Consider the following 13,553-nt stretch of genomic DNA (forward strand, 5'->3'; position numbering starts at 1 on the left):
ACAGTCCTAAATGACAGTGTTTTACGGTACAACAAGATAATGCTACCAGTACAATAAATATCTTCCATAAATATGAGAACAGGAAATTGTAATTTCGTATAAGATTGGAATATGATATGAAAAGTAATGATACTGTATCTATCTTACATAGCTGCTAAAATAAGCAATCCGCAGCTGCTTTTAGTTGTATTGATAGCTTTTTAATCATACTCATCCATGACTCGAAATATTCTGATAAGTTCATAAACTCATAAAATAATTAGCTCAGAATATCGTGCAAAAGATGCAAAAAATCAGAGTACTGTCTCTATTCAACTCATCAAATATTACGTACTGCACCTTTTGAAGCAGATGTAGTCATCGCTGCATAAGCTTTGAGAGCCTTTGAAACTTTACGCTGACGCTTCTCAATCGGTTGCCAAGCGCCTTTTCCTTTTGCTTCCATCTTAGCACGGCGCTGCTTCATCTCAACGTCATCCACCAACATATGAATTCTACGATTTGGAATATCAATTTCTATGATATCCCCTTCTTCCACTAACGCAATTTCTCCTCCTTCCGCAGCTTCTGGAGAAATATGTCCTATCGAAAGCCCTGAACTTCCTCCTGAAAAACGTCCATCCGTAACAAGTGCACAAACCTTGCCTAATCCTTTAGATTTGAGATAACTCGTTGGATAAAGCATTTCTTGCATTCCAGGTCCACCACGTGGACCTTCATAACGGATTAAAACAATTTCACCTGTTTTAATCTTATCAGTTAATATAGCTGAAACAGCTGAATCTTGGCTTTCAAAAATTCTTGCCGGACCTTTAAAAGTTAAAATTGATTGATCAACGCCTGCTGTTTTTACAATACAGCCATCTTTTGCAAGATTTCCATAAAGAACTGCCAATCCTCCATCTTGTGAATATGCATGTTCTCTATCGCGAATCACACCTTTTTCACGATCAAGATCAAGGGTCTCATAGCGACAAGATTGGCTAAAAGCTGTCTGTGTTGGAATACCGCCAGGAGCAGCACGATAAAATGCACGAACTGTTGGCTCATTAGTTTGCTTTACATCCCAGCGGTAAAGAGCTTCTTTCATTGTTTTTGCATGAACCGTATAAGTTGATGTATCAATGAGTCCCGCCGCATCCAGTTCGCCTAAAAGCCCCATAATACCACCAGCGCGATGAACATCTTCCATATGTACATTCGCAACAGCAGGAGCAACCTTACATAAAACAGGAACACGACGTGAAAGATGATCAATATCCGTCATGGTAAAATCCACCTCACCTTCTTGCGCCGCGGCTAAAAGATGCAGTACTGTATTGGTTGATCCCCCCATGGCAATATCAACGGTCATTGCATTTTCAAAAGCCTTGCGTGAAGCAATAGAGCGCGGCAAAACTGTTTCATCATCTTTTTCATAATAACGTTTAACCAATGCTACAATCTGTTTTCCAGCTTCTTCAAAAAGCATCCGTCGATCTGCATGTGTTGCTAACATTGATCCATTTCCAGGAAGAGAAAGCCCCAATGCTTCCGTTAAGCAATTCATGGAATTGGCCGTAAACATTCCTGAACAAGAACCACATGTAGGACAAGCAGCCCGCTCCATTTCAGCAACTTCTTCTTCTGAATTTTGTTCTGAAGCTGCTGCGACCATGGCATCGACCAAATCAACCGTTAGATCTTGATCCTTCCATTTAATCTTACCTGCTTCCATAGGACCGCCAGAAACAAAGATTGTCGGAATATTCAACCGTAAAGCAGCCATTAACATACCAGGCGTAATTTTGTCACAATTAGAAATACAGACAAGTGCATCCGCACAATGTGCATTAACCATATACTCTACGGAATCAGCAATGATTTCACGTGAGGGCAAAGAATAGAGCATTCCATCGTGCCCCATCGCAATTCCATCATCTACAGCAATGGTATTAAATTCTTTCGCAACACCACCGGCAACAGCTATCTGTTGTGCGACTAATTGCCCAAGATCTTTTAAATGGACATGCCCTGGTACAAATTGTGTAAAAGAATTCGCAATCGCAATAATGGGTTTACCAAAATCAGTATCTTTCATCCCTGTTGCACGCCAAAGTCCGCGGGCTCCTGCCATATTACGCCCGTGGGTCGATATTCTTGAACGGTAAGAAGGCATTATTTTTTTCCCCTTAAATAATTCCATTTTGCTTGTTGTGCTGTAACTTCATTATAAAAACAAGAGCTTTAATATTCAAAAGAGCAAAATACCTCGTACTGAGGCATTTGAAGCACAAAATTAAAAGCTCTGCATAAACTTTTTCATAAAGCCTTTGTTTTTTTCTTACCTGTTAATCAACATCTAATCCCTGTGCAAGTCCACGTTTGAGACAAATATCAAAAATGCTTCAGTGTGGCACGAACTGTTCCAGATTTTTATATACCAGATTTTGTGGGTATATTACATCTATCTGTTTGCGTAATTTCTGGAACAAGAAGACAGTGTAATTTGGAAAGAACATAAAGGCGTAATGGTAAAAACCTATCATCTCCTGACAATTTAGCTTTACACCTTTCAAACGCATTCATAGAAATATCTTTTAAATAATGATGAGGCATTGTCTCATGTTTTTGTTTTTCACACTCTTCAATGGAGTTAGTCCCTTCAGGAAGAACAGAACGCCCCAAACAAATATACTTGTATTACTAATTCACGCATTCATTTTAAAGAAACATTTTTCAGTGCGCTCGGATCCATTTCACAACAGCGTCCATGAATAGTATAACAAACCCTGTGAATCATATAAATTTAAAGGCAGCATCTTCATCACTTATGAAGAAGCAAACAGACACCATCATGCATTTTACCCATCCCCAATATTACAAAGTCATTGACAATTAAGACAATTCACAAAAAGCATTTTTATTCCTTTCTTCAAGTGTTTTTATCCACATGACTCTCCTTGCTTATGACATTACAAACAAGTGATTTTAACTGTTTTAATATAAGAGGATTTAAAATGAGAGAATTTTACGATATTCGGGACTATCTCCCATTGTAAAAGCTTAATTATGAATATAAATCATATCTCATTATAACTATAACTCATATTATACCCTTTATGAGAACAACGGATAGAATTTATAAAGGAGTCCGTTTTTCTCGTAAGGGCATCTAGTGCAAAGTTACAATTTGTAGTTCATGCTCATTGGCTCCAGCAAGAGCGATAGAGCGTTCATCGGATAAAATAATAGGATAACCTGTTTCACCAAAGAGAGCCCATATGGTAATGCCTGGAGTCATTGGTGGAAGATCTGGAAAGTTTTTAGCCAAATCATCAGTACAAACTTTTTTTAAATAGGCAATCTGTCCCGCATCAGAGTAGGCTGTGTTCTGAAACGATAAGTTTTGTTTATGTTCTCCCATTTCACTATTCCTTTACGCCTTAACTTTTATGACTCACCACTACTGACTTTAATTGGAATCTGTTTTATTTCTTTTTTTAATTTTGGTTGATACAGATTAATTGATAAAAGACCATTTTTCAACTCGGCATTTGTAACATGCATCCCTTCCGCGAGAACAAAGGTTCGCTGGAATTGTCGCGCAGCTATACCGCGATATAAATATTGATGATTTTGGTTGTCTGTTTGTTTACCATGAATAACCAATTGATTATCATCGAGCAAAATATTAAGATGATTAATCTTAAATCCAGCAACAGCCAAAGTTATCCGGATATGATTTGCATCATCATTTTTATGCAAACGTTCAATATTATAGGCTGGGTAAGCCTCATCAGCTTTACCGATACGTTGCAATATTTTTTCTACGGTTTCAAACCCTAAAAGAAAGGGATTGGAGAAAGGCGTCACATGTGTCATTCATGAGTATCCTCTTTGAAAAGCGGCGTTACTTGACCAAACTCTATATAAAATGTTCGCTGCATTCCTCTCATATGGCGAGCGTAAATGATAACTTCAAGAGAGAAGATTAAGAGAGTTCAATGACTCAACGTACCATAAAATTATCAAAAGCGCGAAATTTATCTGGTACATTATATAACAAAGATGAAATTGCAGAAATATTTCGCCGTTTTTCTGTGCAACGCCCTACGCCTAAGAGTGATCTTATCTATACAAATATTTTTACGCTTTTGGTTGCCGTTGTACTTTCGGCTCAAGCAACAGATGTAAGCGTTAATAAAGCGACAAAAGAATTATTTCGCCTTGCTGATCAACCAGAAAAAATGGTTGCATTAGGGGAAGAAGAAATAGCAAATCATATCCGTTCAATTGGTCTTTGGCGAGCAAAAGCACGTAATGTTTATGCGCTTTGCAACTGTTTAATTAATCAATATGGCGGTCAAGTACCCGATACGCGTGAAGCACTCATGGCCCTTCCTGGAGTGGGGCGCAAAACGGCTAATGTGGTCTTGAATGTTGCTTTTGGTCAGCCTACATTGGCAGTAGATACACATATTTTTCGTTTAAGCAATCGTCTTGGTTTGGCGCCTGGAAAAACGCCAGAAATTGTTGAGAAAAAATTATTAAAGATTATACCGGTTCATTATATTCGCCATGCGCATCATTGGCTGATTTTACATGGTCGCTATATTTGTCAAGCCCGTAAACCACAATGTACGCAATGCATTATTGCCGATTTATGTAAAGCAGCCAGCAAAACAAATGCTATTCCGGCACCTTTGGTTGAGCTTCAAGGCAATGGAGCGCCCATTTTTTTGTAATACGGTCTTGCTATTTTGTGTATACTAGCTTATGAAAACATTTCTGAAACCGCCCGGCAGGGCATGCCGTGGCTGTTTAAATGCTTGTTCAAGCGTTGGTCCGCTTGAGTGAATAAAATGTTTGATTGAATCAATTAATGTATGGAGTAGCAAAATGCCCAAGATGAAGACCAAATCATCCGCTAAAAAGCGGTTTAAAATCACTGCGTCAGGCAAAATTAAAGTAGCAGCTGCTGGTAAGCGCCATGGCATGATTAAGCGTTCGAATAAATTTATTCGCGATGCACGTGGAACAATGGTTTTGTGTGAAAAAGATGCTAAAAAAGTCATTCAGCATTATTTGCCGAATGGTATTTAAACCTTACGCTTTTGATTTTGAGGAGATTATAATATGGCTCGTGTGAAAAGAGGTGTGACAGCACACGCTAAGCACAAAAAAGTTCTTAAACAGGCTGAAGGTTTTTACGGTCGTCGTAAAAATACCATTCGTGCAGCTAAAGCAGCGGTTGATCGTTCAAAGCAATACGCTTATCGTGATCGCAAAAATAGGAAACGTACTTTCCGTGCTTTGTGGATTCAGAGAATTAATGCAGCTGTTCGTGCAGAAGGTTTGACTTATGGACGTTTTATTGATGGCTTATCAAAAGCCGGTATTGAGGTTGATCGTAAGGTTCTTTCAGATATAGCAATCCATGAGGCAGAAGCATTTTCTGCTTTAGTTGCTTCGGCAAAAAAAGCTTTAGAATATTTAAAAGATACGACACCTAATGCTTTCGAAGGCGCTGTCAAATAAGCCAGTCGTGTTCTCTTAAAGCATTCATTTATTCGAGGTCCCGTGCTGGCTATTGCGAGTACGGGTTTTTCTTTATTAAAAAATAGGCAAAAATATGAATGATATTGAGCGTCTGGAACAAGAAATTTGTTTAGCCTTAGAGGCAGCAGGTGATGAACAAGCACTTGAAGAAGTGCGTATTGCAGCATTGGGTAAAAAAGGTAGTATCTCTGAAAAATTAAAAGAATTAGGAAAAATGGATGCTGGCGAACGCCATAAAGTTGGACCAGTTCTTAATGGATTAAAAAATCGTATTTTAGAATTATGGGCGCAAAAGCGTGATCTTCTGAAAAGACAAGCAATGGATGCTCGTCTTTCTCGTGAAACGGTCGATGTTACCTTGCCTGTTCGTTCTTCTCCTATAGAACGGGGGCGTATTCATCCTATTTCACAGGTGATTGAGGAAATCATTGCCATTTATACAACGTTGGGTTTTTCTCTTGCAGAAGGACCAGATATTGAAACAGACTATTATAATTTTACGGCATTGAATTTTCCTGAAGGGCATCCAGCGCGTGAAATGCATGATACCTTCTTTTTTAATGTTGATAATACAGGGAAGCGAAAATTATTGCGGACTCATACATCACCCGTGCAAATTCGCACACTGGAAAAACAACAAGCACCGATACGGATCATTATTCCTGGAAAAACTTACCGTATGGATTCGGATGCAACACATTCACCCATGTTCCATCAGGTCGAGGGTCTTGTCATTGATAAAACCTCCACCATTGCTCATATGATGTGGCTGCATGAAACTTTTTGTAAAGCATTTTTTGAAGTTCCCTCTGTAAAAATGCGTTTTCGTCCCTCCTTTTTCCCTTTTACCGAACCATCTATGGAGGTAGATATTCAATGTGATCGTTCTGGTTCAGAAGTAAAGTTCGGAGAAGGACAGGATTGGTTGGAAATTTTAGGATGCGGAATGGTGCATCCCCAGGTGTTGAAAAATGTTGGTTTAGATCCAGATGAATATCAAGGTTTTGCATGGGGCATGGGCATTGATCGTATTGCCATGTTGAAATACGGTATGCCTGATTTGCGGGCTTTTTTTGATGCTGACCTGCGTTGGTTAGACCATTATGGCTTTCGTTGCTTTGATATGCCTGCTTTTTTTCCTAATAAAAATGTGTGATCTTAGTCATCGCTTTCATGTGAGGTTTTAAAATGAAGTTTACATTGTCGTGGTTAAAAGATCACTTAGAAACAAATGCATCTTTGAATGAAATTTGTGAAAAATTAACCGCTATCGGTCTTGAGGTTGATCACGTTGATGATCGGTCTTTTTTAAAAGGTTTTGTGATTGCAAAAGTTTTAACAGCAATAAAGCATCCTGATGCAGATAAACTTCAAATTTTATCAGTGGATACAGGAACTGCTACACCTGTTCAAGTTGTCTGTGGAGCACCAAATGCACGAGCAGGTCTTGTTGGTGTTCTAGCACTACCAGGCACTTATATTCCAGGACTTGATGTAACATTATCTGTAGGAAAAATCCGAGGTGTTGAAAGTTTTGGGATGATGTGTTCACAAGCAGAGCTTGAATTATCAAATGAGCATGATGGGATTATTGAACTTCCAGAAGATAGTCCTATTGGAGGTTCATTTGCAGCTTATGCTGGTTTAGATGATCCGGTCATTGATATTGGTTTGACCCCTAATCGTTCCGATTGCACAGGTGTTCGTGGTATTGCACGTGATCTTGCCGCTACAGGAATCGGACAATTAAAAGAATTGTCTTTACCAAAATTTGATACTGCTTTTGAAATGCCTCTCGATGTTTCATTAGATTTTTCGCAAGATTCATCATTATGTTTAGGTTTTGCTTGGCGTGAAGTGCGCAATGTTCAAAATGGTGCATCACCACAGTGGATGCAACAACGTTTGAATGCAATTGGTTTGAGACCGATTAATGCGCTTGTTGACATGACCAATTACATCAGTTTTGACCTTGGTCGTCCACTCCATGTTTTTGATGCAGATAAAATTAAAGGTAATTTGTGTGTACGTTGCGCGCATGAGGGAGAGCAGCTTCAAGCACTGAACGGAAAAATCTATCATCTGGGCGTTCAGAATTGTGTCATTGCAGATGACGAGGGGGTTGTTTCGATTGCCGGTATCATGGGCGGTGAAAGAACAAGTTGTAATGAAAAAACACATCGCGTTATTATTGAATCGGCGCTTTGGGATGCGCAAAGCATTGCACAAACAGGGCGAACATTAGGTCTTATCAGTGATGCACGTTATCGATTTGAACGAGGTGTTGATCCGGCTTTTATAGAAACAGGACTTGAGATTGCAACAGAATTGGTCTTACGTCTTTGTGGTGGTGAAGTATCTAAAAAGAGGATCGTTGGCTATCAGCAACAAGAAATCAAACAGATCGCTTTTCCTTTTGCTGAAATTAAACGTTTAACAAATTTGGAAATAGAGCCTGAAAAAGTCATCTCTATTTTAACAAAACTTGGATTTTTCGTTGAAGGAAAAGGAGATGTCGTTACGGTAAAAGTACCATCATGGCGCCCTGATATTATGGGTAAAGCCGATTTGGTGGAAGAGGTTATGAGAATTTATGGGTTAGATAAAATTAAACCTATTCCTTTGGAAAACTTTGCAGAAAGAAAAGATCAAATTTTAACATGCGCACAAATTCGTTCACGTGCTACACGTTTGGCTCTAGTGCAACGTGGTATGAAAGAAGCGGTAACATGGTCTTTTATTTCTGAAAATCAAGCTCTTGCTTTTGGAGGAGGTCAAGAAGAGCTTAAATTAGTTAATCCTATTGCTGCTGATATGTCAGTAATGCGTCCTTCGCTTTTACCTGGTTTGATTATGGCAGCACAGAGAAATGCTGATCGTGGTTTTTCTGATCTTGCTTTGTTTGAAGTTTCTAACATTTATGAAGGCGATACCCCTGATAAACAACAGCGTGTTGTTAGCGGAATTCGTCGCGGAACAGAGCAATTTAAAGGGGCTGGGCGTTTTTGGAATGGAAATGCAACCGCAGTTGATGTTTTTGATGCTAAAGCAGATGCTTTAACTGTCTTAGAAGCATGTGATATGGATATTGGGAAAGTGCAAATTGAAGTTGGAGCACCGGATTGGTATCATCCTGGTCGTTCAGGTGTCATAAAACTTGGATCAAAGATTATTCTTGGTTTTTTTGGTGTTCTTCATCCTGCTACATTAGAAACGTTAGATGTCAGTGGCCCTTTATGCGGCTTTGAAATTTTTCTAGATCGAATTCCAGAACCAAAGAAAAAAACGACCAAAAGCCGTCCTCCTTTGAAACTCTCACCTTTTCAAATGGTACGACGTGATTTTGCCTTTATAGCGGATAAAACTGTTGCCTCTTCTCTTATTATTCGGGCGGCAAGTGGAGCCGATAAAAAACTTATTCATTCAGTGCAGGTTTTTGATATTTTTGAAGATTTAAGCTTTGGTGAAGATAAAAAATCTGTTGCAATTGAAGTAACTATTCAGCCCATAGAACGGACTCTAACAGATGAAGATTTAGAAAAGCTTGCCTCAAAGATCGTGGATAATGTTACCAAAATGACAGGTGCATATTTACGCTACTGAGTATTCTCATTTTTTATGAGATATTTTACATGAAGTAGGAGCATTTTTGCGTGCTCCCTTTTTGTTTGGCATTCAAGAGCTATAGAGCTTTTTGAAGACTCCTCCTTACCAAAGCAAGCTGCTTAAATCATCAATTTTTTCAATATGAAAAAATTGTTTTTAAACATCTTGAAAAGTTATTTTTTCTCTTAATCCTTCATTGCAAATGTAAAAGATAACTGCTATTGCTAAATGATAATGCAAATTATTTGCAATAAAAAGAAGGCATATAAAGGAAAGAGAGAATCAATGAACGTAAGAACGTTTTTCACCATAGTTTTTGGAAGTGTTATTTTTTTTACACCCAATTTTGCTTTGTGTGCTGGTAAATTTAAAGCTGTTACGACATTCACTATCATTGCTGATATGGCACGCAATGTAGCAGGTGATGCCGCTGATGTTGAATCCATTACAAAACCAGGTGCGGAAATTCATGAATACCAACCCACCCCACGCGATCTTATGCGTGCTCAGGGAGCTAACCTTGTATTGTGGAATGGTTTAGAGTTAGAGCTTTGGTTTGAAAAGTTTTTTCAAAATATCAAGGATGTTCCAAGTGTTGTTGTTTCAAAAGGTATTGTCCCCATTAAAATTGGTGAGGGCCCCTTTAGTGGTAAACCCAATCCTCATGCGTGGATGTCACCGACCTCTGCTTTGATTTACGTTGATAATATTCGCGATGCTTTTGTAAAATATGATCCTGAACATGCTGAAATTTATAAACAAAATGCTGAAGTTTATAAACAGAAAATTCGTGCAACGATTGATCCAATTAGGGCTGAATTAGAAGCCGTACCGCAAGATAAGCGTTGGCTTGTAACCAGTGAGGGGGCTTTTAGCTATTTGGCACGTGATTTTGATCTAAAAGAACTTTATTTATGGCCCATCAATGCTGACCAACAAGGAACACCACAGCAAGTCAAGCATGTTATTGATATGGTTCGCAAATACAATATTCATGCAGTTTTTTCTGAAAGCACTATTTCCCCTGCGCCTGCTAAGCAGGTTGCCAGAGAAACAGGGGCTAAATACGGCGGTGTTCTTTATGTTGATTCTTTAAGTGAGAAAAATGGTGAGGTCCCCACTTATATTGATTTATTACGTGTCACGAGTGGGCGTATTAGCAATGCTTTAGTAGAGGGAGTAAAAAGCCAATGACGGAATGTGGAATATTTGCCCAAGGGGTAACGGTAACTTATCGTAATGGACATACAGCTTTACGCGAAGTGAATTTTGAAAGTCCAAAGGGTTCTATTACGGCATTGGTTGGTGTTAATGGATCCGGTAAGTCAACGTTATTTAAAGCGATTATGGGGTTTGTACGCCCCTCAAAGGGAAAAATTCGCATGTTTGATTTGCCCGTTGATGTGGCTTTGAAAAAAAATCTTATTGCTTATGTTCCTCAAAGTGAAGATGTTGATTGGAATTTTCCTGTCTTGGTTGAAGATGTTGTATTGATGGGGCGGTACGGTCATATGAATTTCTTTCGCTATGCCCGTACACAAGATTATGAAGCCGTTCGTATTGCCTTAGAACGCGTTGATATGCTGGCTTTTGCCAAGCGCCAAATTGGAGAACTTTCTGGTGGACAGAAAAAGCGTGTTTTCCTAGCGCGCGCTCTTGCGCAGAAAGCAAAAGCTATTTTATTAGATGAGCCATTTACAGGGGTTGACGTTACAACAGAAGATAAAATCATTGCTTTGTTACAAGATCTTCGTAAAGAAGGAGCAGTGATCTTGGTTTCAACTCACAATTTGGGTTCTGTTCGCGAATTTTGTGATCATACAGTTTTAATAAAAGGAACTGTTTTAGCTTCTGGGTTAACAGAAAAAATCTTTACAAAGGAAAATCTGGAGAAAACTTTTGGAGGGTCTTTGCACCACCATATTTTTGATCTTCAAAGCACAAAAAAAAATGATGTTTTCATGGGAAGAAAGCAGTCTGCAGTTTGTGAAGATATTGAAAGAGTGGAGCACGTTGCATGACTTCTTGGTTGCTTGAGCCACTGAGCTATCAATATATGGTGAATGCAATGTGGGTTTCTGGGTTAGTTGGGTGTGTTTGTGCCTTTCTTTCGGCTTTTTTGATGTTAAAAGGTTGGTCATTGATTGGTGATGCACTTTCCCATTCGATTGTTCCTGGTGTAGCAGGAGCTTACCTTTTAGGGTTACCTTTTTCACTCGGCGCTTTTTTTTCTGGTGGTCTTGCAGCAGCAGCAATGCTCTTTTTTAACCACCGGACAAAGCTTAAAGAAGATACCATTATTGGGCTCATTTTTTCTTCCTTTTTTGCCTTTGGGTTGTTTCTCAAATCATTAAAACCAATGGCTGTTAATATTGATACGATTGTTTTGGGAAATATTTTAGCAGTTAGTTCAACAGATATTCTACAATTGGCTTTTATCGGCTTTGTTTCATTGCTTATATTGCTTTTGAAATGGAAAGATCTTCTTGTTTCGTTATTTGATGAAACGCATGCGCATGCCATTGGATTAAACGTAAAATTTTTAAAGATTCTCTTTTTCACATTGCTTGCCGCTTGTACCGTTGCTGCGATGCAAACCGTTGGAGCGTTCTTAGTCATTTGTCTTGTCGTAACGCCTGGAGCAACAGCCTATCTTTTAAGTGATCGTTTCGTAAATGTCTTGATTATTGCAGTTGTAATTGGAACATTCACAAGTGTCTTGGGTGTTTATGTAAGTTACTTTTTGAATGCACAAACAGGGGGGGTTGTAGTGCTTTTTCAAGCATCTTTATTTGTTTTGGCTTTTATTTTTGCTCCTAAACATGGGTTTATTGCTGCGCGCTTACGCATAAATGCGGCAAAAAAGGGTGTAATATTATCATGATTGATCAATTACTGCTTCCGTTTCAGTTTTCTTTTATGCTTAAGGGTATGCTTATTGTCATGATTCTTTCTATTCCCATGGCGATGCTTTCCTGTTTTCTTATTTTGAAAGGATGGGCGCTGTTAGGCGATGCTATTTCTCATGCAGTTTTTCCTGGTGTTGTTGTTGGTTATATGACAACACCATGGGTAATCGCATTTTTAACTTCTTTGCCATTTGCTTGGTTTCAGCATATGCGTCCAGAGAATATTACAATGACTTTGATTACTTGCGGTGCTTTTGTTGCAGGAATGGTGTGTGCATTATTAACAGGTTTTTTAGGGAGCAATAGCCGTATCAAACAGGATACAGTGATGGGTGTGGTCTTTTCTTCAATGTTTGGTTTGGGGCTTGTTTTAGCCACGTCTATTTATAGTAACTTAGATTTGAATCATATTCTATTTGGTAATCTCTTGGGTGTTAACTGGCTTGATATAACGCAGACCGCGATTATTTCTGCTATTGTCACTTTTATTTTAGCAGCAAAATGGCGCGACTTTATGCTGTATATTTTTGACACAGTTCAAGGACGTGCAATGGGGTTACCAATATCTCTACTCCACTATACTCTTCTAACGATGATTTCTCTTACAATTGTTGCAGCTTTGAAAGCTGTAGGTATCGTGCTCGTTATTTCTTTACTGATAGCACCAGGAGCAATTGCCTATCTTGTCACAAAGCGGTTTTCTTTTATGTTAATGATCGCGATACTTGTTGCAGCTTTTTCTGGTTTTTTAGGGATTTATCTCAGCTTATTTATCGGCTCTGATTCTGCTTCCACAATTGTGTTGATCTTGACGTTGATTTTTATGGCTATTTTCATGATGATTTTTTTTCGTCGAAGCACAGTTCAAGAGACTTGAAAGTGTTAAATTTCATGCATATCAGCCATGCATTTTTATATATTGTTTCTCACTTTTATTTTAATTAGAGTCTGGGGTGCTAGGTTATTTTTCCTCCTAATATCTAGCAGGTGAATGCAGTAAATTTTCTCCCCCCCCCCAAGACTGCATTCTTAATTAAGAGGCTGCATTGATTTTTTCTGCAGCCTTTTTATTTTTTTGTTTTTCTAAAATCTCTCCTCTTTTCTTGAAATCATTTAAAATGATTATAATATTGTGTAAGCTATTCGGTATTTTCAAGGAACTTATAACAGAAAAGACGCTTACGCATGAAGGAGTAGAGCGTAATTGTGCACTCAGACATGTAAACAGAAAAAAACAGATACAATGTTTTTGTATAGGGTTTTGCGTAGAGGAAAATAGTACGAGAGAATGAAAAAAGATTTCAAGATATCGCACCCTTTGCGTATCTGCTATTATATAGCAGGGTGGGCAATGGTTATATTAGGTATTATCGGTATCGTATTACCTATTATGCCAACTGTGCCTTTTTTATTGGTTGCCTCATGGTGTTTTACGCGTTCTTCTCCACGTTTTCATCAATGGTTGAATAATCATCGTATTTTTGGTCCCCCTATTAA

The 13,553-nt window shown here is 38.5% G+C and carries 14 protein-coding genes; 10 read left to right on the plus strand and 4 right to left on the minus strand.

Annotated features, from left to right (window positions below; all coding sequences use genetic code 11):
• Nucleotides 1–319: 319 nt before the first annotated feature.
• From ilvD to ACFILW_RS04630, 4 genes are all read right to left on the minus strand, one after another.
• Entirely contained in the window at nt 320–2,158 is a 1,839-nt protein-coding gene (gene ilvD / locus ACFILW_RS04615) for a dihydroxy-acid dehydratase (protein ID WP_375685246.1), read from the minus strand.
• Nucleotides 2,159–2,415: 257 nt separating this feature from the next.
• Entirely contained in the window at nt 2,416–2,667 is a 252-nt protein-coding gene (locus ACFILW_RS04620; RefSeq protein WP_375621981.1) for a hypothetical protein, read from the minus strand.
• Between the two features lie 487 nt (nt 2,668–3,154).
• Nucleotides 3,155–3,406 carry a DUF1150 family protein gene (locus ACFILW_RS04625; protein ID WP_375606172.1) on the minus strand — a complete coding sequence of 84 codons (252 nt, stop codon included), beginning with the start codon at nt 3,404–3,406 and terminating at the stop codon, nt 3,155–3,157.
• A gap of 26 nt (nt 3,407–3,432) precedes the next feature.
• Nucleotides 3,433–3,864 (minus strand): Hsp20 family protein, encoded by a 432-nt coding sequence (locus ACFILW_RS04630; protein WP_012754518.1) that lies wholly within the window; start codon nt 3,862–3,864, stop codon nt 3,433–3,435.
• 122 nt (nt 3,865–3,986) lie between these two features.
• On the opposite strand from ACFILW_RS04630, the gene nth reads away from it, so the two are divergent.
• From nth to ACFILW_RS04680, 10 genes are all read left to right on the plus strand, one after another.
• Nucleotides 3,987–4,727 (plus strand): endonuclease III, encoded by a 741-nt coding sequence (nth, locus tag ACFILW_RS04635; protein WP_375645672.1) that lies wholly within the window; start codon nt 3,987–3,989, stop codon nt 4,725–4,727.
• A gap of 154 nt (nt 4,728–4,881) precedes the next feature.
• On the plus strand, nt 4,882–5,085 hold the full coding sequence (gene rpmI, locus ACFILW_RS04640; protein WP_375621984.1) for a 50S ribosomal protein L35: 204 nt from the start codon (nt 4,882–4,884) through the stop codon (nt 5,083–5,085).
• 33 nt (nt 5,086–5,118) lie between these two features.
• Nucleotides 5,119–5,520 (plus strand): 50S ribosomal protein L20, encoded by a 402-nt coding sequence (gene rplT / locus ACFILW_RS04645; protein ID WP_012754515.1) that lies wholly within the window; start codon nt 5,119–5,121, stop codon nt 5,518–5,520.
• 94 nt (nt 5,521–5,614) lie between these two features.
• Nucleotides 5,615–6,697 carry a phenylalanine--tRNA ligase subunit alpha gene (pheS, locus tag ACFILW_RS04650; RefSeq protein WP_375685247.1) on the plus strand — a complete coding sequence of 361 codons (1,083 nt, stop codon included), beginning with the start codon at nt 5,615–5,617 and terminating at the stop codon, nt 6,695–6,697.
• 32 nt (nt 6,698–6,729) lie between these two features.
• Entirely contained in the window at nt 6,730–9,144 is a 2,415-nt protein-coding gene (gene pheT / locus ACFILW_RS04655; protein ID WP_375685248.1) for a phenylalanine--tRNA ligase subunit beta, read from the plus strand.
• A gap of 288 nt (nt 9,145–9,432) precedes the next feature.
• Complete coding sequence (locus tag ACFILW_RS04660; RefSeq protein ID WP_375621987.1) at nt 9,433–10,341, plus strand: metal ABC transporter substrate-binding protein; 909 nt, start codon at nt 9,433–9,435, stop codon at nt 10,339–10,341.
• Nucleotides 10,338–11,168, plus strand: a complete 831-nt coding sequence (locus ACFILW_RS04665; protein ID WP_375621988.1) for a manganese/iron ABC transporter ATP-binding protein — start codon at nt 10,338–10,340, stop codon at nt 11,166–11,168. Before ACFILW_RS04660 ends, ACFILW_RS04665 begins: the two co-directional genes overlap by 4 nt.
• The gene (locus ACFILW_RS04670) at nt 11,165–12,031 is read left to right on the plus strand and encodes a metal ABC transporter permease (RefSeq protein ID WP_375621989.1); all 867 of its coding nucleotides are present in this window, start codon (nt 11,165–11,167) and stop codon (nt 12,029–12,031) included. Before ACFILW_RS04665 ends, ACFILW_RS04670 begins: the two co-directional genes overlap by 4 nt.
• Entirely contained in the window at nt 12,028–12,933 is a 906-nt protein-coding gene (locus ACFILW_RS04675; protein WP_375621990.1) for a metal ABC transporter permease, read from the plus strand. Before ACFILW_RS04670 ends, ACFILW_RS04675 begins: the two co-directional genes overlap by 4 nt.
• A 411-nt stretch (nt 12,934–13,344) precedes the next feature.
• On the plus strand, nt 13,345–13,553 hold a 209-nt coding region (locus ACFILW_RS04680), incomplete at its 3' end, for a YbaN family protein (protein ID WP_375685249.1).

It is taken from the genome of Bartonella sp. TT110JLCBS (assembly GCF_042193405.1).
Classification (GTDB): domain Bacteria; phylum Pseudomonadota; class Alphaproteobacteria; order Rhizobiales; family Rhizobiaceae; genus Bartonella.